We start from the raw sequence: 25,771 nt of genomic DNA on the forward strand, positions 1-25,771 counted from the left end.
TAACGATAAAAACCCCCGGTTTTTGGCGCATAGAAAAATTTAAAACCGCAAATAATGTGACGGTCAATTTTTCGAGTTTGCTGACCCGGGAGTGAGTCTTGTTCCACTTTGCAAAAAACGCCGTCCACGATAATCCACGAGGTGCGAGATGAGTGCGACAGCATCGACTGCAACCCCACTGAAACCTCTCGAGTGGTTAAATCGCCTGCGTGCGAATCCCAGAATCCCTCTGATTGTGGCGGGCGCGGCTGCCGTCGCGATCGTCGTAGCGATGGTCCTGTGGGCCAAAGCGCCAGATTACCGCACGCTGTTCAGCAACCTCTCCGATCAGGACGGGGGCGCCATCGTCACCCAACTGACGCAGATGAACGTGCCCTATCGTTTCACCGAGGGAAGCGGCGCCATCGAAGTTCCCGCGGATAAAGTACATGAACTGCGTTTGCGTCTAGCCCAGCAAGGTCTGCCGAAAGGCGGCGCGGTGGGCTTTGAACTGCTGGACCAGGAAAAGTTTGGTATCAGCCAGTTTAGCGAACAGGTGAATTACCAGCGTGCACTGGAAGGCGAACTGGCCCGCACCATTGAAACGCTCGGACCGGTTAAACGCGCCCGCGTCCATCTGGCCATGCCGAAACCTTCATTATTCGTCCGTGAGCAAAAATCCCCTTCCGCCTCCGTTACCGTAAATCTGGAACCGGGTCGGGCGCTGGATGAAGGTCAAATTAGTGCGGTTACCCATCTGGTCTCCAGCGCCGTGGCCGGTTTACCGCCGGGTAACGTCACGCTGGTCGATCAGGCCGGTCATCTGTTAACCCAGTCGAACACCAGCAGCCGTGACCTGAACGATGCGCAGCTGAAATACGCCAGCGACGTCGAAGGCCGCGTTCAGCGTCGTATCGAATCGATCCTGTCACCGATCGTCGGTAACGGTAACGTCCACGCGCAGGTCACCGCACAGCTGGATTTTGCCAATAAAGAGCAAACCGAAGAACAGTACAGCCCGAATGGTGATGAATCGCAGGCTGTACTGCGTTCGCGCCAGCTCAACGTCAGCGAGCAGATAGGAAGCGGCGCACCGGGCGGCGTACCGGGCGCCCTGTCGAATCAGCCTGCACCGGCGAATACTGCGCCTATCAATACACCACCGGCTAATCAGCAAAATGCGCAAACCACGCAGACAGCCAATAACGCGAATGCCGGCCCACGTAGTACTCAGCGCAATGAAACCAGCAACTATGAAGTCGACCGCACCATTCGTCATACCAAAATGAACGTCGGCGACGTGCAGCGTCTCTCCGTGGCGGTGGTGATCAACTATAAAACCTTGCCGGACGGTAAACCGCTGCCGCTGAGCGCCGATCAGATGAAGCAAATTGAGGATCTGACCCGCGAAGCCATGGGCTTCTCCGACAAGCGCGGCGATACCCTGAACGTGGTGAACTCACCCTTCACGGCAACCGACGACGCGGGCGGCGAGCTGCCATTCTGGCAACAGCAGTCCTTTATTGAGCAGTTGATGATTGCCGGACGCTGGTTACTGGTACTGCTGGTGGCCTGGATACTGTGGCGTAAAGCCGTTCGTCCGCAACTGGTCCGCCGTAGCGAAGAGGCGAAAGTCGCGCAGGAACAAACGCGCGTTCGTCAGGAAACCGAAGAAGCGGTAGAAGTTCGTCTCAGCAAAGACGAGCAGACCCAGCAGCGTCGTACGAACCAGCGCTTGGGCGCAGAAGTCATGAGCCAGCGTATTCGTGAAATGTCAGATAACGATCCGCGCGTTGTGGCGCTGGTCATCCGCCAGTGGATGAATAACGAACATGAGTAATCTTAGCGGCACCGATAAAAGCGTCATTTTACTGATGACCATTGGCGAAGATCGCGCGGCGGAGGTGTTTAAACATCTTTCCACGCGTGAAGTGCAGGCCCTCAGTACGGCGATGGCCAACGTGCGCCAGATTTCCAACAAGCAACTCACCGAGGTGCTGGCCGAGTTTGAACAAGAAGCCGAGCAGTTTGCGGCGCTGAACATTAACGCCAACGAATATCTGCGCTCGGTGCTGGTGAAAGCGCTGGGTGAAGAGCGCGCCTCCAGCCTGCTGGAAGATATTCTGGAAACCCGCGATACCACCAGCGGCATCGAAACGCTCAACTTTATGGAGCCGCAAAGCGCCGCCGACCTTATTCGCGACGAGCACCCGCAGATCATCGCCACCATTCTGGTACACCTCAAACGGGGCCAGGCGGCCGATATTCTGGCGCTGTTCGACGAGCGTTTACGCCACGATGTGATGTTACGTATTGCCACCTTCGGCGGCGTGCAGCCGGCCGCGCTGGCGGAGCTGACCGAAGTGCTGAACGGCCTGCTCGACGGCCAGAACCTGAAGCGCAGCAAAATGGGCGGCGTGAGAACGGCAGCAGAGATTATCAACCTGATGAAAACGCAGCAGGAAGAAGCGGTCATTACCGCCGTGCGCGAATTCGACGGCGAACTGGCACAGAAAATTATCGACGAGATGTTCCTGTTCGAAAACCTGGTGGACGTCGACGACCGCAGTATCCAGCGCCTGCTGCAGGAAGTGGATTCCGAGTCGCTGCTGATCGCCCTGAAAGGTGCCGAACAGCCGCTGCGCGAGAAGTTCCTGCGCAATATGTCGCAACGTGCCGCCGATATTCTGCGCGACGACCTCGCCAACCGTGGTCCGGTACGTCTGTCGCAGGTAGAAAACGAACAGAAAGCGATTCTGCTGATTGTGCGTCGCCTGGCGGAAACCGGCGAGATGGTGATCGGCAGCGGCGAGGATACCTATGTCTAACGACCTGCCGTGGAAAGTCTGGACCCCGGACGACCTCGCGCCACCGATGGCGGCGTTCGTGCTGGCCGATGACAGCAGCCCCTTGCCGACGGACGACACAGAAGAACCACAGCTGTCCGCTGAACAACAGCTTGAACAAAAGCTGGCACAACTGCAGTTGCAGGCGCATGAACAAGGCTATAACGCCGGCCTGGCTGAAGGTCGGCAAAAAGGCCATGAGCAGGGTTATCAGGATGGGTTAGCGCAGGGGCTGGAGCAAGGTCAGACGCAGGCCCGGGCGCAGCATGCGCCGATTCACGCCCGCATGCAGCAACTGGTGAGCGAGTTTCAAAATACGCTGGATGCGCTGGACAGCGTGATTGCCTCGCGCCTGATGCAAATGGCGCTGGAAGCCGCTCGTCAGGTGATTGGCCAGACGCCGATCGTCGATAACGCCGCGCTGATTAAACAAATCCAACAGCTGCTGCAGCAGGAACCGCTGTTTAGCGGCAAACCCCAACTGCGTGTGCATCCGGACGATCTCCAACGCGTGGAAGAGATGCTCGGCGCCACCCTCAGCCTGCACGGCTGGCGACTGCGCGGCGACCCAACCCTGCATCATGGCGGGTGTAAAGTCTCGGCCGACGAAGGCGATTTGGATGCCAGCGTCGCTACGCGCTGGCAGGAACTCTGCCGTCTGGCCGCACCGGGAGTCGTGTAATGACCACCCGTCTGACCCGCTGGCTCACCTCGCTGGATAACTTCGAAGAGAAAATGTCGCTGCTACCGTCGGTACGACGCTACGGGCGTTTGACCCGCGCCACCGGCCTGGTGCTGGAAGCCACGGGCTTACAGCTGCCGCTGGGCGCCACCTGCGTGATTGAGCGTCAAAACGGCAACGACACTCAGGAAGTCGAAAGCGAAGTGGTCGGTTTTAACGGCCAGCGTCTGTTTTTGATGCCGCTCGAAGAAGTCGAAGGCGTTCTGCCTGGCGCACGTGTTTACGCAAAAAACATTGCCGGTGAAGGCCTGCAAAGTGGCAAGCAGTTGCCGCTGGGCCCCGCCCTGCTTGGGCGCGTGCTCGACGGCAGCGGAAAACCCCTCGACGGTCTGCCTGCGCCCGACACCACGGAAACCGGGGCGTTAATTACACCACCGTTTAACCCGCTACAACGTACCGCCATTGAGCACGTGCTGGATACCGGTGTGCGGCCCATCAATGCGCTGCTTACCGTCGGTCGCGGCCAGCGTATGGGCCTGTTCGCCGGTTCCGGTGTGGGTAAAAGCGTCCTGCTCGGCATGATGGCGCGCTATACCCAAGCCGATGTCATTGTCGTTGGGCTGATTGGCGAACGTGGTCGTGAAGTAAAAGATTTTATCGAAAATATTCTCGGTGCCGACGGTCGCGCACGCTCGGTGGTGATTGCCGCCCCTGCGGACGTCTCCCCATTATTACGTATGCAGGGCGCCGCCTATGCCACGCGTATTGCCGAAGATTTTCGCGATCGCGGGCAGCACGTCCTGCTGATTATGGACTCCCTCACCCGCTACGCGATGGCACAGCGTGAAATCGCGCTGGCTATCGGTGAACCGCCCGCCACCAAAGGCTATCCGCCCTCGGTGTTCGCCAAATTACCGGCGCTGGTGGAACGTGCCGGGAACGGTATTCACGGCGGCGGTTCGGTTACCGCATTTTATACCGTGCTGACCGAGGGCGATGACCAGCAGGATCCGATTGCCGATTCCGCTCGTGCGATCCTAGACGGACACATCGTGCTGTCCCGTCACCTGGCGGAGGCGGGTCATTATCCGGCCATTGATATCGAAGCCTCAATCAGCCGTGCAATGACCTCGCTCATCAGCGAAAAACACTATGCGCGGGTGCGTAATTTTAAACAGCTGCTGTCCAGTTTCCAGCGTAACCGTGATTTAGTCAGCGTGGGCGCATATGCAAAAGGCAGCGACCCGATGCTGGATAAAGCCATCACCTTATGGCCGCAGCTGGAGGCATTTTTACAGCAAGGGATCTTTGAACGGGCCGACTGGGAAGATTCCCTGCAGGCGCTGGATCTGATTTTCCCTGGGGTGTGATTAAGCAGGAGAGCATAGGTCATGGCACAACATGGTGCACTGGCAACACTAAAAGATCTGGCTGAAAAAGAGGTCGATGACGCCGCTATCTTATTAGGCGAAATGCGGCGCGGCTGTCAGCAGGCAGAAGAACAGTTAAAGATGCTGATCGACTACCAGCACGAGTATCGCACCAATCTTAATAGCGATATGGGTCAGGGGATCACCAGTAACCGCTGGATCAACTACCAGCAATTTATTCAGACGCTGGAAAAAGCAATAGACCAGCATCGCCAACAGCTGAATCAGTGGACGCAGAAAGTTGACCTGGCGCTGAGCAGCTGGCGCGATAAAAAACAACGACTGCAGGCCTGGAAAACTCTACAGGACCGACAGACCACGGCGGCTTTACTGGCTGAAAACCGCCTGGATCAGAAAAAAATGGATGAATTTGCTCAGCGCGCAGCTATGAGGAAACCCGAATGATTACGTTACCCCAACTGATTACTACCGACACCGACGTCACCGCAGGGCTTCAATCAGGAAAGGCGGTTGATTCACCCGAGAATTTTTTAGCCCTACTGGCTGGCGCATTAGGCGCGGGCGACGCGCAGGGAAAAGATGCCCCGCTGTCGCTGGCCGATCTTCAGGCTGCGGGTGGCAAACTGCAAAAAGGGTTGCTGCAAGCACAGGGCGATAACGGCCAGGCGGCGAAAATTACGGATCTGCTGGCACAAAAAGGCGGGATCACGGACGCGACACTTGCCGACCTGACCGATGCCCAGCAATTGCTGTCGGCACTCACGCCGTCGCTGAAGGTGAATGCCCTGACGGCGACAGGCAAAGCCGCGCCACACGATGATAAGACCACCACGCTCAGCGATGAGGATCTGGCGAACCTGAGCGCGCTATTTGCGATGCTGCCGGGCCAGCCCATCACCACGCCCGTCGGTGAAACCGCATCTGCCCCGGCAGACTCCACCCTGGCCACACTGTTGCGCGGCAATTCGTCCGGCGGGGCGGCGGATAACCGCGTCGAACTGACTTCGGGTGAGGTGAAAAAAGGCAAAGCGGATGGCGCGATGCACGCCGCTGGCGTTGACCAGACACGTAATCCTACTTTAACCCCACAGACGGCGGCGGCAACCGCCCACGCAGAGATGGAAAGCACTCCGACCCTGGTAAGCGTTGGCGCGGCAATTACGCCACCGGCTGGGGCGCAAACGCACGCGCAGCCGCTCCCTGCAGCCGCACCGGTGCTGAGCGCCCCGCTGGGTAGCCACGAATGGCAGCAATCGCTAAGTCAGCACGTCACGCTGTTCACCCGTCAGGGACAACAAAGCGCGGAACTGCGCTTACATCCACAGGACCTGGGCCAGGTGCAAATCTCCCTCAAGCTGGATGACAACCAGGCGCAATTGCAAATGGTGTCACCACATAGCCACGTACGTGCCGCGCTGGAAGCCGCGTTGCCGATGCTGCGGACTCAGCTGGCTGAAAGTGGGATCCAACTGGGGCAAAGCAGCATCAGCAGCGAAAGCTTCGCTGGCCAGCAGCAGTCTTCTGCTCAGCAGCAACAGGCGGGACGCACTCAGGGACAAGACATTTTTACCAGCGAAGATGACGCCGCTCTGGCCGCCCCGGCCTCGCTGCAAGCCGCCGCGCGCGGTGACGGCGCAGTAGACATCTTCGCCTAACGCCAGAGGTAGCATGATTATCCGCGTCTTTTCCACGCTTTGTCGGGGACAGGACACGGGATAATCAGCCCATAAGCTGTACCGAAACAGGAAGCCCGTATCTGATGACTGACTCCGCGATTAACAAAAAGAGTAAACGCGCTATTTGGATCCCTCTGCTGGTGTTAATTACCCTCGCCGCCTGCGCAACTGCGGGGTATAGCTACTGGCGTATGCAGCAGCAGCCGTCCGCCAGCGTTAGCGCGGAACCGGCCCCACCGCCAGCCCCGGTGTTTTTTGCGCTGGATACATTTACCGTCAATCTGGGTGATGCGGATCGCGTGCTGTATATCGGGGTCACGCTGCGTATGAAAGACGAAGCGACGCGCGCGCGTCTGAGCGAATATCTGCCGGAAGTACGCAGCCGCCTGCTGCTGCTGTTTTCGCGTCAGAATGCCGCCACGCTCGCCACCGAGCAAGGTAAACAGCAGTTGATCGCCGCCATCAAAGAGACGCTCGCGACTCCGCTCGTTGTCGGGCAGCCGAAACAGGTTGTCACCGACGTTCTTTATACAGCTTTTATTCTGCGGTAAAGACATGGGCGACAGTATTCTTTCTCAGGCTGAAATTGACGCATTGCTTAACGGCGATAGCGACACCAAAGACGAACCTATTTCCGGTATTGCAAACGAAAGCAATATTCGTCCGTACGATCCCAACACCCAACGCCGCGTTGTTCGCGAGCGTTTGCAAGCGCTGGAGATCATCAACGAACGCTTCGCGCGCCAGTTCCGGATGGGATTATTTAACCTGTTGCGCCGTAGCCCGGATATTACCGTGGGCGCGATCCGCATCCAGCCGTATCACGAGTTTGCGCGTAACTTACCGGTACCAACCAACCTGAACTTGATCCACCTGAAACCGCTCCGCGGTACGGGCCTGGTGGTGTTCTCGCCGAGTCTGGTGTTTATCGCCGTCGATAACCTGTTTGGCGGTGATGGACGCTTCCCGACGAAGGTGGAAGGTCGCGAATTTACGCATACCGAGCAGCGCGTGATCAACCGCATGCTGAAGCTGGCGCTGGAAAGCTACAGCGACGCCTGGAAAGCGATCAATCCGCTGGAAGTGGAGTACGTGCGCTCGGAAATGCAGGTGAAATTTACCAATATCACCACCTCACCAAACGACATTGTGGTGAACACGCCGTTCCACGTTGAAATTGGCAACCTGACCGGTGAATTTAACATCTGTCTGCCCTTCAGCATGATTGAACCGTTGCGCGAGCTGCTGGTTAACCCGCCGCTGGAAAACTCGCGCAACGAGGATCAGAACTGGCGTAATAACCTGGTGCGTCAGGTTCAGCATTCAGAGCTGGAGCTGGTGGCGAACTTTGCCGACATTCCGCTGCGTCTGTCGCAGATTTTAAAGCTCAAACCCGGCGATGTGCTGCCGATTGAAAAACCCGACCGCATTATTGCTCATGTGGACGGCGTGCCTGTGCTGACCAGCCAATATGGCACCGTAAACGGTCAGTATGCGTTACGCGTAGAACATTTGATCAACCCGATTTTGAATTCGCTGAATGAGGAACAGCCCAAATGAGTGACATGAATAATCCGTCCGATGAGAACACTGGTGCATTGGACGATCTGTGGGCTGACGCGTTAAACGAGCAAACAACGACCACGGCTAAAAGTTCGGTAGATGCGGTATTCCAGCAGTTAGGCGGCGGGGACGTCAGCGGTACACTGCAGGACATCGACCTGATCATGGACATTCCGGTCAAGCTGACCGTCGAACTGGGCCGCACTCGCATGACCATCAAAGAGCTGTTGCGCCTGACGCAAGGCTCCGTCGTCGCACTGGACGGTCTGGCGGGCGAGCCGCTGGATATTCTGATCAACGGTTACCTGATTGCTCAGGGCGAAGTGGTTGTCGTCGCAGATAAATACGGCGTGCGTATCACTGACATTATTACGCCGTCTGAACGTATGCGCCGCCTGAGCCGTTAATGATGAACACCCAGGCTACCGTCTCTCAGCCCGCCGCCGTTCCCGGCTCACCGCTGGTGCAGGTCAGCGGCGCGCTGCTGGGCATAATCCTGTTGATCCTCGCCGCGGCCTGGGTCATTAAACGCCTGGGTTTTGCCCCGAAAGGGGCCGGTACACGCGGACTGAAAGTCACGGCCAGCACCTCATTGGGACCGCGCGAACGGGTGGTAATTGTTGAGGTTGAGGACGCACGTCTGGTGCTGGGTGTGACCGCATCGCAGATTAACGTGCTGCATACCCTGCCCCCTACGTCCTTGGTGCCCGACGAGAACCCGGCCCCCCCGGCGGATTTCCAGTCCATGATGAAGAGTTTGCTTAAGCGTCCTGGGAGATCCTGATGCGCCGTTTGTTATCCCTCACGCTGCTCGGCTTGTGGTTGTTTAGCCCAGTGGCCGCGGCCCAGCTTCCCGGTCTGGTTAGCCAGCCACTGCCCGGCGGCGGACAAAGCTGGACGTTACCGGTACAAACACTGGTATTTATCACCTCGCTGACGTTCCTGCCCGCCATTTTGCTGATGATGACCAGCTTCACCCGCATCATCATCGTTTTCGGTCTGTTACGTAACGCGCTGGGAACACCGTCCGCCCCGCCAAACCAGGTGTTACTTGGACTGGCGCTATTTTTGACTTTTTTCATCATGTCCCCGGTGATCGACAAAATCTACGTTGACGCATATCAGCCGTTCAGCGAAGAGAAGATCTCCATGCAGGAAGCGATAGAGAAAGGCGCACAGCCGCTGCGTGAGTTTATGTTGCGCCAGACCCGCGAAGCCGATCTGGCACTGTTTGCGCGTCTGGCAAACAGCGGACCGTTGCAGGGACCGGAAGCAGTGCCGATGCGAATTCTGCTGCCAGCCTATGTCACCAGCGAACTGAAAACCGCCTTCCAGATAGGTTTTACGATTTTCATTCCTTTCCTGATAATCGACCTGGTGATCGCCAGCGTATTGATGGCACTCGGGATGATGATGGTACCGCCCGCCACCATCGCGCTGCCGTTTAAGCTGATGCTGTTTGTGCTGGTTGACGGCTGGCAACTGCTTGTCGGTTCGCTGGCGCAAAGTTTTTACAGTTAGAGGCGCGAAATGACACCTGAATCGGTCATGATGATGGGCACCGAGGCGATGAAAGTTGCTCTTGCCCTCGCCGCACCGTTGTTACTGGTTGCACTGGTGACGGGGCTGATTATCAGCATCCTGCAGGCGGCAACCCAAATTAACGAAATGACGCTATCGTTCATTCCGAAAATTGTCGCGGTCTTTGTCGCTATTATTGTGGCCGGGCCGTGGATGCTTAACCTGTTGCTGGACTATGTGCGTACGCTGTTCAGCAATATCCCCTATATCATCGGGTAGACGCCGCCATGCTGCAGGTGACGAGCGATCAATGGCTTTACTGGTTGAACCTGTATTTCTGGCCACTGCTGCGTGTATTGGCACTCATTTCTACGGCACCGATCCTCAGTGAGCGTGCGATACCTAAGCGGGTAAAGCTGGGGTTGGGCCTGATGATAACGGTGGTTATCGCCCCGTCCCTACCTGCCAATGACGTGCCAATTTTCTCCATCGCAGCATTATGGTTGGCGATGCAGCAAATCCTGATCGGTATTGCGTTAGGCTTCACCATGCAATTTGCATTTGCTGCTGTGCGTACGGCCGGTGAGTTAATTGGCCTGCAAATGGGGCTTTCTTTCGCCACATTCTTTGACCCCGGCAGTCGACTGAACATGCCCGTGCTGGCACGACTGATGGATTTACTTGCCATGCTGCTGTTTTTGACCTTTAACGGTCACCTATGGTTGATCTCACTGCTGGTAGACACGTTTCATACCCTGCCGATCGGCGGTCACCCGGTAAACAGTAATGCCTTCCTCGCCCTTGCTCGCGCGGGCAGCTTAATATTTCTCAACGGGCTGATGCTGGCGCTGCCGGTGATGACGCTGCTGCTCACGCTCAACCTCGCGCTCGGATTGTTAAATCGTATGGCTCCCCAGCTCTCCGTTTTTGTCATTGGCTTTCCGCTGACCCTGACGGTAGGTATTTCTTTAATGGCCGCATTAATGCCATTAATTGCCCCATTCTGCGAACGATTATTCAGCGAAATTTTTAATTTACTTGCCGATATCATCAGTGAAATGCCCACAAATAATAACCCATAGTATTTATCCTGTTTTACTAAGGATTGTCCGAAATTAAAAAATAGACCACATCTACCAGGATAACGCTGCCGCGGCTTATTTGTTTTTGCCTTACTCACAGAACGCAACATTTACTTTACTTTAAGAAGTTTCCTGGCAAATTATACGCAACTTTACGGGATAGTAAATCCGCCTGAAAACAAGCAGTAAAAGCGTCATCTTGGGTTGTTATTATTCCGTTTAGTTGTGCAGAAATAATCAGGTAAGGGGAATTATCGTTACGCATTGAGTGAGGGTATGCCATGTCAACGATTATTATGGATTTATGCAGTTACACCCGGTTAGGGTTGACCGGGTATCTGGTAAGCCGGGGGGTGAAAAAAAAGGAAATCAACGGTATTTCAACCGTTGACGAACTCAGTATCGCCTGTGACGCACATCAACCTGCTGTGGTGTTTATTAATGAAGACTGTTTCATCCACGATCCGGCTAACAGTCAGCAAATAAAGCAGATCATTAATCAGCATCCCAGTACATTATTTATCGTATTTATGGCTATTGCCAACGTCCATTTTGATGAATATCTCCTGGTCAGAAAAAATTTATTAATCAGCTCAAAGTCGATTAAACCGGATTCACTGGACGAATTGCTTGGCGATATTCTTAAAAAGGATGCGGATATTGTTGTCGATGTCAATCTGCCGACACTGTCATTAAGCCGCACCGAGTCCAGCATGTTACGCATGTGGATGGAGGGTCAGGGAACCATTCAGATTTCCGATCAAATGAATATCAAAGCAAAAACCGTCTCATCCCATAAGGGGAATATAAAACGAAAGATCAAAACGCATAATAAACAGGTGATCTATCACGTCGTTCGACTCACCGATAACGTCACCAACGGTATCTTTGTGAATATGCGCTAGTATGTGCTGACTGGTGGGAATGTCACCAGTCAGCATCAAGACACAAGCGGTATGATTAGTCTACCTTCTCCACAAAAATACCATCCTGATGACCTGACTCGTTAAAGAACCAGATACCGAGCGGGTAGTCTTCCAGCGAAACCAGGTACATGGTGCCTTCACTAAACTCCTCGATTGCCAGTACCCGGCCAGGCCGACGAGGACCGCCGTCCGTTTTGACTGTAACCCGATCATTCACCTTCATCATTTTCCTCCTGTGGCTTTGTGCCAGTGTAGAACAAATTCTATTTTCTGGCAGCGCCTGGCGCGCGCGATTGCGGGTTTTCTCGACGGTCTATACTTAGAAAGTGTGCGTCAGCGATTTTGCTGCATACACCCGGTATCCGTAACGGTTGAGAGGTAGGTGAATGAAAACCGCGAAAGAGTACAGCGAGACGGCCAAACGTGAGGTCAGCGTTGATGTAGACGCGCTGCTGGAGGCAATCAACGAAATCTGCGAGAGCGAGATTCATCGCAGCCGCGATGACCCGGATCGCGTCAGTGTTGACGGTCGTGATTACCATACATGGCATGAGTTAGCCGAAGCGTTTGAGTTGGATATCCACGATTTTAGCGTGACGGAGATCAATCGCTGACTTCAGGCGAAAAAAATCCCGGCCCTCAGTGGGTCGGGATCAAGCTTGCTTATGCAAGAAGCACTTGAAAATTCGTTACACCAGGAAATCTGATGTGAGGCCAACCTTATCTACAATTTTTTTGCCTGACAAGTAAATAATTCTCACCAAAATGATAAATATAACTAATGGTTGAGAGATCACTCACTTACGCCTGAACGTAATGTTCAGGCATCCTGCCGTTGTTGCCCTTTACCGGACGTCAGTTCATCTTCACGGAATGCTTCCCGTTTGACGCCAAAGCCATCGTACCAGCGACACTCGACCATGCCGCTAGCGTATCCGGTGACAATCATGCGTGGGCCACCCTGTTTCACGGTGACTTCCTCACTGACAGAAAAGACCATACCTGCCTCCTGTATCAAGAGAAACCTTTTCACCTTAGACGACAAGCAGCCTTTTTGCATAATCAGGTAAACAAAAATTAGTGTGAAACACCGCGCAGTTTTGCCACCATTTTCACCAGCAGTACCACAATGCCACCAATGATAAAGCCCAATACAAGGTTTAACAGGGTCGGAATCATCATTGAAATGAATGAATTCTGTTGCTGGGCGAACTGCTCGATCGCATGATGCAACGGCGCGATCCCATGGACGACAATGCCGCCCCCTACCAAAAACATCGCCAGAGTTCCTACCACCGACAGCGTTTTCATCAGCCAGGGCGCCACCACCAGCAAGCCTTTACCCAGCGCCTGAGCGACCGCGCTGCGCTTTTCAGCCAGCCAGAAGCCGATGTCGTCCAACTTGACGATAATGCCAACCAGGCCGTATACGCCAACGGTCACCGCTAAAGCGATCCCTGACAGCACCAGAACCTGATTGAGCAACGGCGCATCGGCCACAATTCCCAGCGTAATCGCCACAATCTCCGCAGATAAAATAAAATCGGTACGTACGGCCCCTTTGATTTTATCTTTCTCAAAGGTCAGTGGGTCCTGCGCCGCCAGCTCTGCCAGACGCTGCTGGCGTTCTTCCGGCGTTTCCTGATGTTTGCGCGCCTGCAGCGTATGCAGGACTTTTTCCACGCCTTCAAAACAGAGGAACGCCCCACCAATCATTAATAACGGGGTAATCGCCCAGGGAATAAAGGCACTGATCAGTAACGCCAACGGCACAAGAATAACTTTGTTGACGAAAGATCCTTTTGCCACGCTCCAGACGACCGGAAGTTCACGGTTTGCCCGTACGCCCGATACCTGCTGCGCGTTAAGCGACAGGTCATCTCCCAGAACGCCCGCGGTTTTTTTTGCGGCCAATTTTCCCATCATGGAGACATCGTCAAGCAGCGTGGCGATGTCATCGAGTAAGGTCAGTAAGCTACTTCCTGCCAAAATTTTCACCCTCAATATTATTTTTTTCCGTCATTAGTATGAAGTAAAAAACGTGATGCTGAAACTCACCTTTATGGTCAACAAATTTTTAACAACAACGGGCAATTATAAATCTCGCCAGCACGATAGTTTTGACGTTTACTATGTTGCGCCTTTTTATTTCCACCGTGAGGGATTATGCGTTTCAGGCAATTGTTACCGCTTTTCAGTGCGCTGTTCGCGCTGTACATCATTTGGGGTTCCACCTACTTCGTTATCCGCATTGGCGTTGAGAGCTGGCCGCCGCTCATGATGGCCGGCGTGCGTTTTCTGTCTGCGGGGATTTTGTTAACCGCATTTTTACTTCTGCGCGGCCACAAACTGCCGCCATTACGCCCGCTGCTCAATGCCGCACTGATCGGTATTCTGCTGCTGGCAGTGGGAAATGGGTTGGTCACCGTCGCCGAACACCAGAACGTCCCTTCCGGCATCGCTGCCGTGGTGGTCGCCACCGTCCCACTGTTTACGCTGTGCTTCAGCTATTTCTTTGGCATTAAAACCCGCAAGCTGGAGTGGATGGGCATCGCTATCGGACTGGCCGGGATCATTATGCTTAACAGCGGCGGGAATTTGAGTGGCAACCCCTGGGGTGCAGTGTTGATCCTGATTGGCTCAATGAGCTGGGCATTCGGTTCCGTGTACGGTTCCCGCATTACCTTACCCGTGGGTATGATGGCTGGGGCAATTGAAATGCTCGCCGCCGGTATCGTGCTGATGGGGGCCTCGCTTATCTCCGGGGAAAAGCTGACTACAATGCCATCTTTTTCTGGGTTTTTGGCGGTCGCTTACCTGGCGCTGTTCGGCTCCATTATCGCCATCAACGCATATATGTACCTGATCCGTAACGTGAGCCCGGCGCTGGCAACCAGCTATGCCTACGTCAACCCGGTTGTTGCCGTCTTATTAGGTACCGGTCTGGGAGGTGAAAGCCTGGCGTTCATCGAGTGGCTGGCACTCGGAGTGATTGTTTTTGCCGTGGTGCTGGTGACGCTGGGTAAATACCTGTTCCCGGTCAAAGCAGACGCGGTCGCCGCACCGTCGGAAAAGTCGTTACAGTAAATGAATACCCTGGGTGTCGATCTGCGCGGTAGCGCCACCGCTGCAGATCCACTCGACCACGCGCTCGGACAGCGCCTCATCGCTGAGTTTTTTTCGCCCTCGTATGGCGCACTCCCAGATAATGAGTACCCGCCAGCCAAGTGCCTGCAGTCTCTCGCGATCCCGCGCATCGCGTTCGACGTTTTTGCCTATTTTAGCCAGCCAGAATTGCGTGCGCGTCGCAGGGGTCTTAAATAAATAACACTCGTGGTGATGCCAGAAACAACCATGGGTAAAAATAACACACTGATAGTCATCCACCACAAAATCAGGGCGGCCAGGTAACGCCGCATCCTGCACGCGAAACGTTACCCCCTGCTCCGTCAATACGCTGGCCAGACGTTTCTCAATCGCCGTATCGCGGGTCGCGATTGCCCGCATATTTTTACTGCGCGTGGCCTTATCGTGAACGTCTGCCATGCAGACTCTCTTTCTCACGCAGCGCGACGGCCTGTTTGATTTTTGGCTCCAGCAGTCGGGCTACCGCCGCAAATGCCGGGACCACCACCGAATTGCCGAACTGGCGATAGGCCTGGGTATCAGACACCGGAATACGGAACTGATAACCCTGAGGCGACTCAAATCCCATCAGGCGCGCGCACTCTCGAGGTGTAAGTCTACGTGGTCGGTGCAACTGGTTGTGCGGATCGTCAAAATCCTGTTCACCCAGCGCCATATCCCAGCCACGGTCGATTAATATTTCTGCCCCGTCCTTGTAATAGCGCGCAGATAACGTGCGCGTTACGCTGTGCGGATTGCCAGGATATACCATGCCGTAGCCAAAGCCGTTCCCCCGCGCCTGATGCTTTTTCGCGTAGCGATATAAATATTTCCACAACACCGGCGTCAGGATGTATTTCACGTCAACGGTCGGTTCAAGCAGCTCGGCCAGCGTAATACGCCGCTGCGGGTAGCGGGTGACAATATCCCGTAGCGTAAAGTCATTTTTAAGATTCAGATCGCGTCGAAAGCCCACGAGGACAATACGTTCGCGATGCTGCGGTAAAAAGTGTTTTCCATCGATAATTTTAGGATCGTCCGGCCCGTTTTCCGCCGCATCCGCCACGTCATACCCTAACTCATCCAGCGTTTGCATAATGATGCGAAACGTTTTCCCCTGGTCATGGCTCTTCAGATTTTTGACGTTTTCCAGCACAAAGATTGCCGGACGGCGGGCATCAATGATTCTGACCACGTCGAAAAATAGCGTACCTTGCGTATCACAGGCAAAACCGTGCGCACGACCTAAGGCATTTTTCTTGGAGACGCCTGCCAGCGAAAACGGCTGACAGGGAAAGCCGGCCAGCAGCACATCATGCTGAGGGACATGCTGGCGGATATGTTCAGCCGCCTCCTCATCGCTCACCCCGGCACGATGGCTTAACGTAATATCGCGAATATCTTCATTAAAATGGTGCTGGTCAGGATCGCAATAGTAATTCGCTTTGTAAGTCCGCACCGCATGCTTGTTCCACTCGCTGGTAAACACGCACTGTCCACCGATCGCTTCGAAGCCGCGGCGAATACCGCCAATTCCGGCGAAAAGATCGATAAAACGAAAAGCATACTGCGGATGATGCACCGGCGGCGTCGGTAGCAAGGTCTTCAGGTGGGAATATTCACGATCGCTCAGGCGGTGCCATGTCTCGTTCGCAACCACACGTTTAAAGATGGCCGGGCTCCAGTGATGCTCACCGACGCCATTAAGGTGAGCCACCAGCGTTTTCACGTCGTAAATCTCAAGCAGCTTAGCCAACATCACCTGCACGGCGATCCCGGTATCCTCTGTCATCAGGTTTATGGTGCCTGTTACTGAAAAATTATCCTGCATACATTTAACCGGCCAAAATGGATTAGCGACAGGTTAACATAAAACAGAGGTGTTTACGTTTCAGCTGTGCAGGCTACCGATGCGCCTTAAAGGGCTGAATCGCGGTGAGATCCAGCTCCTCATACTCCCCTTTTAACTCGGCGCTTAATTTCGCCATATAGGTCAGCAAAAAATCAGCGTTATGCTGCGCTAAATACCGTCCCTGTGCCGTTTGCATCGTCATCGGCAGTTGCAATAATTTGGTCTGGAAATGATCGAGTGCATACTGCTTGTCGTTGAGCTCGCGCCGTTGTGCAAAAGGGTCTTCCGCATCAAACAGGGCCACCCCCAGCGCGCCAGAAACCGCAAATACGCGAGCTAAGCCAATGGCCCCCAACGCCTCAAGTCTGTCAGCATCCTGAACAATTTTGGCCTCGATCGTGGTTGGCGAAATTTTTGCGCTAAAACTGTGTGCTTCAATGGCATGACTTACCGCCGGCAGCCGGTCTTCTGGAAATGTGGGGAAAAACTGCGTCAATACGCGGCAGGTTTCCTGCGCCGCCAGTACCGACGAGCGATGTCGGTCAGGATGGTTTTTCGGCAAGCTGATAAGGTCATGAAAATAGCAGGCTGTCAGCACCACCAGCCAGTCGATGGTTGCATCAGCACCCAGCTGTTGTGACGTCATCCACACACGACGAAAATGAAAGATGTCATGGGCTGCATCCTGCCCAAGGTGATTTTCACGTAACCATGCTTCAAATTGCGACTGCCAGTACTGTAAATCCATGCTATTCCTCGCGAGCGCTACGGCCATATATACACCGTATAAATTAACCCACCCATTCTATAACATCAAATGATTAATCATTATGGGCCAGGACCAGAATCTACAAATTATAAATACAATCAACATAAACATATTAAATTTATATAAAATCAAAATTCAATATAATTAACACAAAACTCATAACCTGATGATAAATAAATCATTTATATGGTAAATATGAAACACGCAAACATATTAAATAAATAACAAAAATCCAAACAGAAATATTTTGAAATCTTTTAAATAGATTTGTTACACGTTATATTTTAAAATAAATGAACTTCATAGAATAGTATCAAAACGTAGTCTTTTGGATAGAACTACATATTCACATCAATTATTATCATAAGGGAATACATAATGAAAAGAAAAGCTCTGGCACTTCTTCTCCCGGCATTATTAGCTGCAGGCGCAGCAAATGCGGCAGAAATCTATAATAAAGATGGCAACAAACTGGATCTGTACGGCAAAGTCGATGGCCTGCGTTATTTTTCTGATGACGCTGGCAGCGACGGCGATCAGACCTATGCGCGTCTGGGCTTTAAAGGCGAAACCCAGATTAACGATATGCTCACCGGCTACGGTCAGTGGGAATATCAGGTTATGGCCAACAATGCTGAAGGCGAAGGCGCAAACTCCTGGACTCGTCTGGGCTTTGCCGGCTTAGGCTTTGGTGAAAACGGTACCTTCGACTACGGCCGTAATTACGGCGTGGTCTACGACGTAGAAGCCTGGACCGATATGCTGCCAGAATTTGGTGGCGATACCTACACTCAGACCGACGTATATATGACCGGCCGCACCAACGGCGTGGCAACCTACCGTAACAAAGGTTTCTTTGGTCAGGTAGAAGGTCTGAACTTTGCTCTGCAGTATCAAGGTAACAACGAAAGCGCGGGCTCCGGCGAAGGTACCGGCAATGGTGAGAACCGTAAATTGGCGCGTGAAAATGGCGACGGTTTCGGTATGTCCACCTCTTACGATTTCGACTTCGGTTTAAGCCTGGGTGCTGCATATTCCAGTTCCGATCGTACTGACAACCAGGTTGCACGTGGCCGTGGCGACAGTAGTCATGCCAATAGCTATGCTGGCGGTGAAACCGCTGATGCGTGGACCATCGGTGCAAAATATGACGCTAATAACATTTACCTGGCGGCCATGTATGCTGAAACTCGCAATATGACTGCATATGGTAAAGGAGATGGATTAGAAGGCGGTATTGCCAACAAAACCCAGAACTTTGAAGTAACCGCTCAGTACCAGTTCGACTTTGGTTTGCGTCCTGCGGTTTCCTTCCTGCAATCTAAAGGTGTTGACTTAGGCGGCTGGGATCACAATAGCAATGGCACCCCTCGTTACACCGACAAAGATCTGGTCAAATATGTGGATGTTGGCGTGACTTACTACTTCAACAAAAACATGTCCACCTATGTTGATTACAAAATCAACCTGCTGGACGAAGACGACAACTTCTATGCAAGTAATGGCATCGCAACTGATGACATCGTTGCCCTTGGTTTAGTCTACCAGTTCTAATTCTGCTCAATACGCAGCAAGCCCGCTTCATATGAAGCGGGCTTTTTGTTTATACGAAGCGTATTTTCGCGCCAGGCGCGCAATACAGAGACAAACTTGTGAGGATATTCAAAGAAAAAAACATCGGTGAGAACTGTCGTTGAAAGCAAGGCCTGCAAGTGCTTGAATAGTGGCGGAGAGAGGGGGATTTGAACCCCCGGTAGAGTTGCCCCTACTCCGGTTTTCGAGACCGATTTCATTAGTAATATTTTCAATAACTTAACTTTTCTTGCTGGTATATCCACAATATTTCCACTTCATAAAATTCAACTAGTTACGCGTTTATCCATACTTAATATACCAACACTTTCTGAGCTAAAACCTATAGTTCAAAGTACAACCTAGAGGTGAGACTGTGTGGAAGATATTCCCAGTCAATGACGCGTGAAGCCTAACTCGGCCAGCTCTCTGATGAAGCCGAACATGACATTACATACAATTTTGAACCAACTCGCAGATTGAATGCGGCAAGATATCAAAATCCTTCTGCAGTTAAATTTATATAGCTCGCGGTTACACGTGTTATATAGAATGCGAAAACAATGAAAATAAAGTGTTAAATGTTAAGGCAAATTGGCATCCTCGACTAATTTTGTCAATTTATCTATAGATAGTGGCTTTGAGTAATACCACCCTTGGACACCGCACTCAGGGAACATTTCAGTTAAATATTTCACCTGAGTTGATGTTTCTACACCTTCGAAAACGACTTTGTGAGTTATATCTTTAAAAATCTCCACCAACCCTGACAATACATTATTATTTATAGAGCATTCATCGATAGAATCTGTAATTGACTTATCAATTTTAATTTCATCTATTTGTAAATTTGATAGCCAGTTTAAATTTGAATGACCAGTCCCGAAATCATCAATAGCTATTGATATACCTTTATTATTAAATAAAGAAATAACCTTTTGGAGGGAATTTATTTCCGCGCTCTGCCTTTCTGTTAACTCCATCATTATCATACCTGGTTTTATATTTGATTCATCAATCATCTGAAACACTTTTTCTTGAAATGATTCCGACAGAAGGTCTTGAGAACTAACATTAATGCTTATAAAAATATCAAATTCCTCAGAAAGAGACATGGTTTGCTTTACTACCATTCGAAATACAAAATCACTTATCCCCTGGATTAAACCATGCTTCTCTGCAATAGGGATAAAAATATCAGGAGGAATGCTACCAATATCATGATCATCCCATCTAATTAGTGCTTCCACACCAACAATTTTTCCGGTTTTTATTTTATAAATAGGTTGATACACAAGATATAATGATTCGCTTCTTATCGCATTTTTTAATCTTGAAACTAATGATTGCTTACGTGCAACTCTTTGATTATAAAAACCACCCAGAAGAACACCAGTTACAATAGATGTAAAGGAAATCAACAACATCGTTAACCAACTATCGAAACTCATCCACGGAAATTTAACTCCCCCCATGACACAGATATTATTATTTTTATTACAGCTTTGCGTGGTAATAAGTCCTAGTTGGTAGGATTTATCATGCTGAGCCTCTTCAAGAAGATCGACCTGCTCACCAAGTTTGAACAAATGAAGCGAATGATCTCTGTCACCTACAATTGCAGAAAACCCCTTCTCTTCATGGTCTGTAACAAATCTATTAAATGCAAATGGTGAAATCGTTATGGCTAATTTTTGATTGCTTAGCAAATCAGCTTTTACATTATTTTCCAGTAACACACCAAAAAACCAAGTTACATTGTCCTTTTCAACTTTTCTATCATAGATATTGAGAAGCAATGGTGCTGGCAACACTCCCCATAAAGCACTACATATGACTGCACCATTTGAAATAAATGATATATCTTTTATAAGAGCATAGGGCCATAAGGCCACTCTTAGAGCATGAAGTTGTAGTTCACTACAAGGACTATAAGCATTAAATATTTCATAACTATCATTTATTTTATCAATCTGTTGAATGAGACTAACACTTCTATTCAAAACTCGTTCTGTATATGATGCAATCCTCTCCTTGTATATATAATACATTGAAATCTCAGACAATGAGAAAAAAATAAAAAATGAAAACGTGATTGATATCACATAAGGCTTAATTCGTTTTAAATTGTGGTTATTCTTCACACCGACCTCTTTATATGCCTGACCCTATGTAACAACATACATTCTACTATCTGTCGTGAATCAAATACATACAGTTAAAACAGATTATCGGCTAAAACAAATATATCTTTATGTTTTTTATTAGAAAAGAACGTTATAAAATAACGCAAAACCACATCCAAGTTAGATTTGTGTTTGCATTTTAGCCAAATAAGTGGCACTTCATCTTGTATTCATAGGTCTAATGTAAAGGATGTAATTCTAAGGGAAATAAGTGTGAAACCGCGCCTTTTCCCGATACTGGTACTTGGGTAAAACCGATGATGACACTGCCGGCGATCAACACTGACACCAGCAAGCACGAGAAGGAACAGATTAGCCGTACTGTTCAGGAAATGTTTGAAGAAGCTGATATGTGGATGGTTTCAGATTAAACGCCTTGAACCTTGATATTGCTTAAGTACAATCCGCCGTGACTGGCAATCATTCAATACTCGCACTATCGAACGTTCGCCAGTCCGCCGCAGCCCGTTCTTGCATACGACGACGCGGTGGCGTCTTCTCAACACCGCGCAGGAAATTTTTTGTATAGCGTTGACACCCCTACATCATAAATTATAGCCACACGTTTTCGTGACTCTCCAGCAGCAATCAACCTTCCAGCCTGAGCCCACTCTTCAGCAGTTAACTTTGGCCGTCTGCCGCCGATCCGACCATCTTCGCGCGCAGCTGCTAAACCAGCCCGTGTTCGCTCAACAATAAGCTCTCTCTCCATCTCCGCAAGCGCTCCCATGACATGAAAGAAAAAGCGTCCCATCGGTGTGGAGGTATCTATACTGTCGGTCAGGCTACGGAAGTTTATGCCGCGTTCCCTCATTTCTTCGACCAACACGACAAGATGCCGCATACTACGACCGAGACGATCCAGCTTCCAGACCACCAGCGTGTCACCTTCTGATAATGTTCTGAGCACCTTTTTTAAGCCTGGTCGGTCTGACGTTTTTCCACTTATCTTGTCTTCGAATATCAGCTCACATCCTGCACACTCAAGCGCGTTTCTCTGCAATGCTGTGTTCTGGTCATTTGTTGAAACCCGTACATAGCCTATCAGCATGATTAATCCCTTCGCTAAAAGCCTGGATCATGCCATTTGCACCTGAAATATTCATTTTTGTAAACGTTGGTTTAGTAGAAACCATAAATCGCGCTGCCGGGGCACTGCAAAAATCTGGCGATCACATGACTGGTGGTCTGACATTCGATAATGACTCTATCCTTGCCTGGGTTAGAAACACGGATTTTGCGAAGATCGGGTTCAAAAATGAATCGGATTCAGACGCTGATTCTTATATGTGGTTTGAAACAGGTGATAATGGGGACGAGTATTTCAAATGGCGTACTGTTGCAGGTAATACAACCAAAGACCTTATGACGCTTAAATTGGGTCTTTTGAATGTTCTCGTTGGCGCTGTTATTAATGGGAGCCTGGGAATTGGAACAACGAACGCCCTCGGCGGTAACTCAATTGCTTTGGGCGACAACGACACCGGTTTTAAACAGAATGGTGACGGCGTTCTTGATGCTTATTCCAATAGTCGTCAGGTGATGAGAATTGTTCCTGGTGCTGTGCAGATATTTGGCTCAACGGGAAGCTGGATTTACATGCGCGAGCAGATTTGTTTTTCCAGCGTTACACCTGTTGATAAGGACGGTGCATCGGCAATTGTCAGGCAGGAACACCCTGACAGACATTTTATTCTTGGCGGGTTGGGTAATCATCAGTTCGGCATTTACATGATAAATAAATCCCGTACAGAAAATGGAACTGATGGGCAAGCTTATCTGGATGAAAATGGGCACTGGCAATGTGGGGGGCAGATATTTCCTGGCAGCTACGCAAACTTTGATGCTCGTTACCAGTCAAGGGATAATTACGCAACACAAGCCTGGGTATTACAAAACTTTGTCCAGAATATCGACCTGACTGCACCGGCTGAAGTTGGATTCCGGGATGGTTGGGGATATCCACGTGGGACGGATGGCGCAGCTATGTACAACTTTAATATGGTTGGTGGGAGCAGCAACGTCGGTAATTTCATCGTTCGTTATACACGAAAACAGGTGAATAACACCTGGTATGTGATTAATTAAAGGTAAATAAAAATGCAACGCTTCGGCAAATTCACCCCATATACACCAGACACTACGGACAGGCCAAAAATTATAGATGGTCAGAACGTAATGTTTTTACGTGATGAAAAGGGCAACGACTGGTATGACGTTATTGAGTTATTTGATGAATCCACAACGCTAAAAATCGGCTATGACGATGATGGTCGCGTGAGAACATTTTCGACGAATATTCATGCTCTTTTCCCGGTTAATCTGAGCGTAGTAGAACTTCCGGCGACAGAAGCTAATCTGCGCGTCAAATTGGGTGCTGACTGGTTTTATCAGGACGGTAAATTGCAGCAAATCTGTGATTATCTGGCTCAAGCAGAAGCGGAACGCGACCGCCACATGGCTGAGATGACAGCACGTATTGACTGGCTGGAAGCTGCGCAAAAAGATGGAGATATCTCAGCCGAAGAGGAAACAGAACTGGCGGCGTTACGGGCCAGTCGCACTAAATTGCGCCGCCTTGATTTGTCTTCAGCTCCGGATATTAACTGGCCTTAATATCCGGGAGCAGAGGCCACTCAGGTTTTGACGTATCAATACGCATAACCTTCACCCTGTATTTTTTCCATTCTGACAGTGCGGCGGTTTCTTCTTCCGTCGCCATTCCTTCATCGACAGCATCTTGCAGTGGCGCAATAGCGACAGCAGCGGCAGACAATAGCTCGGTCTTCTTCGCTTCAGCCTGTGCGCGTAATTCCTCTTGCGAATATTGGCGTGGCTTAATTTCTCCGTTGTCGAATACCCACCCACCAAAAATATCTACATTCTTGTTCTCTTCTGTAATATCAACTTCAACGATGCTAAAATCACGCGGGTAAATGCTTGAAACATCCTTACTAATACTGCGAATAATACCTGTTTCATCATAAGCAATTTTCAACGTATCAGGTGAGAAATCAGCCTGGGATTTATACCAATCCCTTCCATCTTCTGAAATGTAAAACTCAACATTATGTTCCTTGATAAGAAACAGGCTATCTTCATCATCTGGTATGTATTTTTTAAGGTTTTTAAGATGCTGCATTTTATTTTTGCCTTTTATTCAGTGATATTATACCAATTGTTGTTAATCTGTTTTTGAACATATCGGACAAGCAGGCCACCAACGTTAGAACTCCCCCCAACCATCCATATAGCTGTCGCAAATGCGCTGTCATTGCCGGACCATCCGTTCCCGTCCCAAAACTTGCGTTCTTGCGCTGCACTGACACGAATATTCTGAACAAAGTTCTGTAATACCCACTGCTGCGTGGCATAAGCCGATAAATCTGTGGCTGGCGGCGGGTTTGCCGTACTGTAGTCGATAACCCACGGAGTCTGTTCTGACATGTCTCCATTCCATGTCTGGCGATGGGCACTTGCCCCTGTATGCGTGAAATATTGCTGCAGCCATATATTCCCTGAACGTGCAACGAACATAAACCCATAGCTATATAGCCTGTTACCATTTGGGTATTTGGGAAAATCAGCTACCGTTTCAGGTTTATCAAGACTCACCAACCACCACCCCGGCGTGGATGCAGAAGCCATTGTGCCGTTATTTACAATTTTTCCAATGGGATCTTTGGGAATGGCACCAATATCTGCGGCGGTTGCCGGGATTTTTCGAACCTGCCATGTTCTTGAAGCGCCTTCCTGTATCCTCCACACCAAATAACTTACATTCGCGTTATATCTGGAAAATAAAAGTGTGCAGTCGTTATTTGAATCACGGATACCGACAACATTCACATAAACATATGTATTAGCAAATTCAGGCATTCCCGAAGGGAAATTAATCGCTGAGTTGGTTTCAATAAACAGAGTTTCCCCGGCAGTAAACCAATACTGATTAAAATCAAATCCTCGAAGGGCGGGAATAGTTCCTTTACCTAACCCTCGATCCCCTACTTTCAGTACGCGCCCGGTAGTATCGTCAGTTGTTGACGTTGTTAGTGTTGCGGTTGCTGCTGTAGATGACCGTAATCAGCCACGCTAAGCGAGATATCCACGGTCGATGTCGGGAATCACCCCGACGGTAAAACATCAGGGTCAGCACTACCCCAGCGCAAAGCAGCGCGTTGATTGTTGCCGATGGGTCATTTAGTACCACCTGAACCTCCCCGGCGCGTTATCAGCGCCACCAGCGAGCCGACATCCTGGTTATTCAGAAACGTCAGGATTTTGACAGCTAAAGCAGAAACGATTACGGCTCCGATAGCGTCCAGAGGCTTATCACTGTAACCAGTCCAGTCAGCCAGCTTTGAACCAACCAGCCCTGAGCAGATGATCCCTGCAATGTAGGACACGACAAAATACGCCAGCCGACGTGCTGCGCTAAGGTCCGCAGCCGTTGCTATATAAAATACAGCCCCGGCAAATGCGCCAAATACCACGCCGTAATCGGTTCCGGAAAGAAATCCATAGACGCTGGCCCCCGTCAGGACACCACCAGCCAGCCCAGTACCGGAAATCGGATCGGACATTTAGCCCCCTCTTAATT

The 25,771-nt window shown here is 50.8% G+C and carries 29 protein-coding genes, 1 tRNA gene and 3 pseudogenes; 20 read left to right on the forward strand and 13 right to left on the reverse strand.

Going from position 1 to position 25,771, the window contains the following annotated elements; all coding sequences use genetic code 11:
• Positions 1-148 precede the first annotated feature (148 nt).
• The 14 genes from fliF to rcsA all read left to right on the forward strand — a co-directional run bounded on the left by fliF (position 149) and on the right by rcsA (position 11,645).
• On the forward strand, positions 149-1,819 hold the full coding sequence (gene fliF, locus AC3ITF_RS13495; protein WP_489175745.1) for a flagellar basal-body MS-ring/collar protein FliF: 1,671 nt from the start codon (positions 149-151) through the stop codon (positions 1,817-1,819).
• Complete coding sequence (gene fliG, locus AC3ITF_RS13500) at positions 1,812-2,807, forward strand: flagellar motor switch protein FliG (RefSeq protein ID WP_048211311.1); 996 nt, start codon at positions 1,812-1,814, stop codon at positions 2,805-2,807. Before fliF ends, fliG begins: the two co-directional genes overlap by 8 nt.
• The gene (gene fliH / locus AC3ITF_RS13505) at positions 2,800-3,507 is read left to right on the forward strand and encodes a flagellar assembly protein FliH (protein ID WP_115258825.1); all 708 of its coding nucleotides are present in this window, start codon (positions 2,800-2,802) and stop codon (positions 3,505-3,507) included. Before fliG ends, fliH begins: the two co-directional genes overlap by 8 nt.
• Positions 3,507-4,877 (forward strand): flagellar protein export ATPase FliI, encoded by a 1,371-nt coding sequence (fliI, locus tag AC3ITF_RS13510; RefSeq protein ID WP_115258826.1) that lies wholly within the window; start codon positions 3,507-3,509, stop codon positions 4,875-4,877. Before fliH ends, fliI begins: the two co-directional genes overlap by 1 nt.
• A gap of 21 nt (positions 4,878-4,898) precedes the next feature.
• The gene (gene fliJ, locus AC3ITF_RS13515; protein ID WP_115258827.1) at positions 4,899-5,342 is read left to right on the forward strand and encodes a flagellar export protein FliJ; all 444 of its coding nucleotides are present in this window, start codon (positions 4,899-4,901) and stop codon (positions 5,340-5,342) included.
• Positions 5,339-6,553, forward strand: a complete 1,215-nt coding sequence (gene fliK / locus AC3ITF_RS13520; RefSeq protein WP_489175746.1) for a flagellar hook length control protein FliK — start codon at positions 5,339-5,341, stop codon at positions 6,551-6,553. Before fliJ ends, fliK begins: the two co-directional genes overlap by 4 nt.
• Before the next feature lie 104 nt (positions 6,554-6,657).
• The gene (gene fliL, locus AC3ITF_RS13525) at positions 6,658-7,125 is read left to right on the forward strand and encodes a flagellar basal body-associated protein FliL (protein WP_115258829.1); all 468 of its coding nucleotides are present in this window, start codon (positions 6,658-6,660) and stop codon (positions 7,123-7,125) included.
• A 4-nt stretch (positions 7,126-7,129) separates the two neighbouring features.
• Positions 7,130-8,134 (forward strand): flagellar motor switch protein FliM, encoded by a 1,005-nt coding sequence (gene fliM / locus AC3ITF_RS13530; RefSeq protein WP_115258830.1) that lies wholly within the window; start codon positions 7,130-7,132, stop codon positions 8,132-8,134.
• Complete coding sequence (fliN, locus tag AC3ITF_RS13535; RefSeq protein WP_096757515.1) at positions 8,131-8,544, forward strand: flagellar motor switch protein FliN; 414 nt, start codon at positions 8,131-8,133, stop codon at positions 8,542-8,544. The genes fliM and fliN overlap by 4 nt, the downstream gene beginning before the upstream one ends.
• Entirely contained in the window at positions 8,544-8,921 is a 378-nt protein-coding gene (gene fliO, locus AC3ITF_RS13540; protein WP_181625221.1) for a flagellar biosynthetic protein FliO, read from the forward strand. Before fliN ends, fliO begins: the two co-directional genes overlap by 1 nt.
• Complete coding sequence (gene fliP / locus AC3ITF_RS13545; RefSeq protein WP_115258832.1) at positions 8,921-9,658, forward strand: flagellar type III secretion system pore protein FliP; 738 nt, start codon at positions 8,921-8,923, stop codon at positions 9,656-9,658. Before fliO ends, fliP begins: the two co-directional genes overlap by 1 nt.
• 9 nt (positions 9,659-9,667) lie before the next feature.
• Entirely contained in the window at positions 9,668-9,937 is a 270-nt protein-coding gene (gene fliQ, locus AC3ITF_RS13550; protein ID WP_115258833.1) for a flagellar biosynthesis protein FliQ, read from the forward strand.
• An 8-nt stretch (positions 9,938-9,945) separates the two neighbouring features.
• On the forward strand, positions 9,946-10,740 hold the full coding sequence (gene fliR, locus AC3ITF_RS13555) for a flagellar biosynthetic protein FliR (RefSeq protein ID WP_115258834.1): 795 nt from the start codon (positions 9,946-9,948) through the stop codon (positions 10,738-10,740).
• A gap of 281 nt (positions 10,741-11,021) precedes the next feature.
• Entirely contained in the window at positions 11,022-11,645 is a 624-nt protein-coding gene (rcsA, locus tag AC3ITF_RS13560; protein WP_115258835.1) for a transcriptional regulator RcsA, read from the forward strand.
• Positions 11,646-11,700: 55 nt separating this feature from the next.
• Here the strand turns inward: rcsA and dsrB are convergent, their stop codons facing one another.
• Positions 11,701-11,889, reverse strand: a complete 189-nt coding sequence (gene dsrB, locus AC3ITF_RS13565; RefSeq protein WP_170974186.1) for a protein DsrB — start codon at positions 11,887-11,889, stop codon at positions 11,701-11,703.
• A gap of 163 nt (positions 11,890-12,052) precedes the next feature.
• On the opposite strand from dsrB, the gene yodD reads away from it, so the two are divergent.
• Entirely contained in the window at positions 12,053-12,280 is a 228-nt protein-coding gene (gene yodD / locus AC3ITF_RS13570) for a YodD family peroxide/acid resistance protein (protein WP_096757522.1), read from the forward strand.
• A 206-nt stretch (positions 12,281-12,486) separates the two neighbouring features.
• Here the strand turns inward: yodD and AC3ITF_RS13575 are convergent, their stop codons facing one another.
• A complete protein-coding gene (locus AC3ITF_RS13575; protein WP_170973029.1) occupies positions 12,487-12,666 on the reverse strand; it encodes a YodC family protein in 180 nt (59 codons plus the stop codon).
• Between the two features lie 77 nt (positions 12,667-12,743).
• Positions 12,744-13,655 carry a DUF808 domain-containing protein gene (locus AC3ITF_RS13580; protein WP_115259966.1) on the reverse strand — a complete coding sequence of 304 codons (912 nt, stop codon included), beginning with the start codon at positions 13,653-13,655 and terminating at the stop codon, positions 12,744-12,746.
• Between the two features lie 177 nt (positions 13,656-13,832).
• On the opposite strand from AC3ITF_RS13580, the gene yedA reads away from it, so the two are divergent.
• Positions 13,833-14,753, forward strand: a complete 921-nt coding sequence (yedA, locus tag AC3ITF_RS13585) for a drug/metabolite exporter YedA (protein ID WP_489175747.1) — start codon at positions 13,833-13,835, stop codon at positions 14,751-14,753.
• Here the strand turns inward: yedA and AC3ITF_RS13590 are convergent.
• The 3 genes from AC3ITF_RS13590 to AC3ITF_RS13600 all read right to left on the reverse strand — a co-directional run bounded on the left by AC3ITF_RS13590 (position 14,745) and on the right by AC3ITF_RS13600 (position 17,392).
• Positions 14,745-15,212, reverse strand: a complete 468-nt coding sequence (locus AC3ITF_RS13590) for a very short patch repair endonuclease (protein ID WP_096757526.1) — start codon at positions 15,210-15,212, stop codon at positions 14,745-14,747. The two genes, yedA and AC3ITF_RS13590, sit on opposite strands and share 9 nt — an antisense overlap.
• The gene (locus tag AC3ITF_RS13595) at positions 15,193-16,623 is read right to left on the reverse strand and encodes a DNA cytosine methyltransferase (RefSeq protein WP_181596855.1); all 1,431 of its coding nucleotides are present in this window, start codon (positions 16,621-16,623) and stop codon (positions 15,193-15,195) included. Before AC3ITF_RS13595 ends, AC3ITF_RS13590 begins: the two co-directional genes overlap by 20 nt.
• A gap of 73 nt (positions 16,624-16,696) precedes the next feature.
• Complete coding sequence (locus AC3ITF_RS13600) at positions 16,697-17,392, reverse strand: phosphohydrolase (RefSeq protein WP_115258839.1); 696 nt, start codon at positions 17,390-17,392, stop codon at positions 16,697-16,699.
• A 399-nt stretch (positions 17,393-17,791) separates the two neighbouring features.
• Between AC3ITF_RS13600 and ompC the strand changes: the two genes are divergently transcribed.
• Positions 17,792-18,967 (forward strand): porin OmpC, encoded by a 1,176-nt coding sequence (ompC, locus tag AC3ITF_RS13605; protein WP_117341893.1) that lies wholly within the window; start codon positions 17,792-17,794, stop codon positions 18,965-18,967.
• A 170-nt stretch (positions 18,968-19,137) separates the two neighbouring features.
• Here the strand turns inward: ompC and AC3ITF_RS13610 are convergent.
• Positions 19,138-19,260: transfer RNA gene (locus AC3ITF_RS13610), tRNA-OTHER, on the reverse strand.
• Positions 19,261-19,569: 309 nt separating this feature from the next.
• Complete coding sequence (locus AC3ITF_RS13615; protein ID WP_137399402.1) at positions 19,570-21,129, reverse strand: EAL domain-containing protein; 1,560 nt, start codon at positions 21,127-21,129, stop codon at positions 19,570-19,572.
• 269 nt (positions 21,130-21,398) lie between these two features.
• On the opposite strand from AC3ITF_RS13615, the pseudogene AC3ITF_RS13620 reads away from it, so the two are divergent.
• A pseudogene (locus AC3ITF_RS13620) lies at positions 21,399-21,542 on the forward strand (DinI-like family protein); the annotation flags it as partial.
• Positions 21,543-21,670: 128 nt separating this feature from the next.
• On the opposite strand, the gene AC3ITF_RS13625 reads toward AC3ITF_RS13620, so the two are convergent.
• A complete protein-coding gene (locus tag AC3ITF_RS13625; protein ID WP_053390079.1) occupies positions 21,671-22,222 on the reverse strand; it encodes a recombinase family protein in 552 nt (183 codons plus the stop codon).
• 65 nt (positions 22,223-22,287) lie between these two features.
• Between AC3ITF_RS13625 and AC3ITF_RS13630 the strand changes: the two are divergent.
• Both AC3ITF_RS13630 and AC3ITF_RS13635 read left to right on the forward strand, forming a co-directional pair.
• Positions 22,288-22,620 (forward strand): annotated as a pseudogene (locus AC3ITF_RS13630) (phage tail fiber protein); the annotation flags it as partial.
• Positions 22,621-23,271: 651 nt separating this feature from the next.
• On the forward strand, positions 23,272-23,787 hold the full coding sequence (locus AC3ITF_RS13635) for a tail fiber assembly protein (protein ID WP_489175748.1): 516 nt from the start codon (positions 23,272-23,274) through the stop codon (positions 23,785-23,787).
• On the opposite strand, the gene AC3ITF_RS13640 is transcribed toward AC3ITF_RS13635, so the two are convergent.
• The 4 genes and pseudogenes from AC3ITF_RS13640 to AC3ITF_RS13655 form a co-directional block, all read right to left on the reverse strand.
• Entirely contained in the window at positions 23,774-24,313 is a 540-nt protein-coding gene (locus AC3ITF_RS13640) for a tail fiber assembly protein (RefSeq protein WP_137399400.1), read from the reverse strand. The two genes, AC3ITF_RS13635 and AC3ITF_RS13640, sit on opposite strands and share 14 nt — an antisense overlap.
• 14 nt (positions 24,314-24,327) lie before the next feature.
• Positions 24,328-25,050, reverse strand: a complete 723-nt coding sequence (locus tag AC3ITF_RS13645; RefSeq protein WP_489175749.1) for a hypothetical protein — start codon at positions 25,048-25,050, stop codon at positions 24,328-24,330.
• Positions 25,051-25,234: 184 nt separating this feature from the next.
• Positions 25,235-25,381, reverse strand: a pseudogene (locus tag AC3ITF_RS13650) (phage holin family protein); the annotation flags it as partial.
• Complete coding sequence (locus AC3ITF_RS13655) at positions 25,368-25,754, reverse strand: phage holin family protein (RefSeq protein WP_003833974.1); 387 nt, start codon at positions 25,752-25,754, stop codon at positions 25,368-25,370. The gene AC3ITF_RS13655 and the pseudogene AC3ITF_RS13650, both read right to left, overlap by 14 nt.
• Between the last annotated feature and the right edge of the window lie 17 nt (positions 25,755-25,771).

It is taken from the genome of Citrobacter sp. KH_055_1, assembly GCF_057838705.1.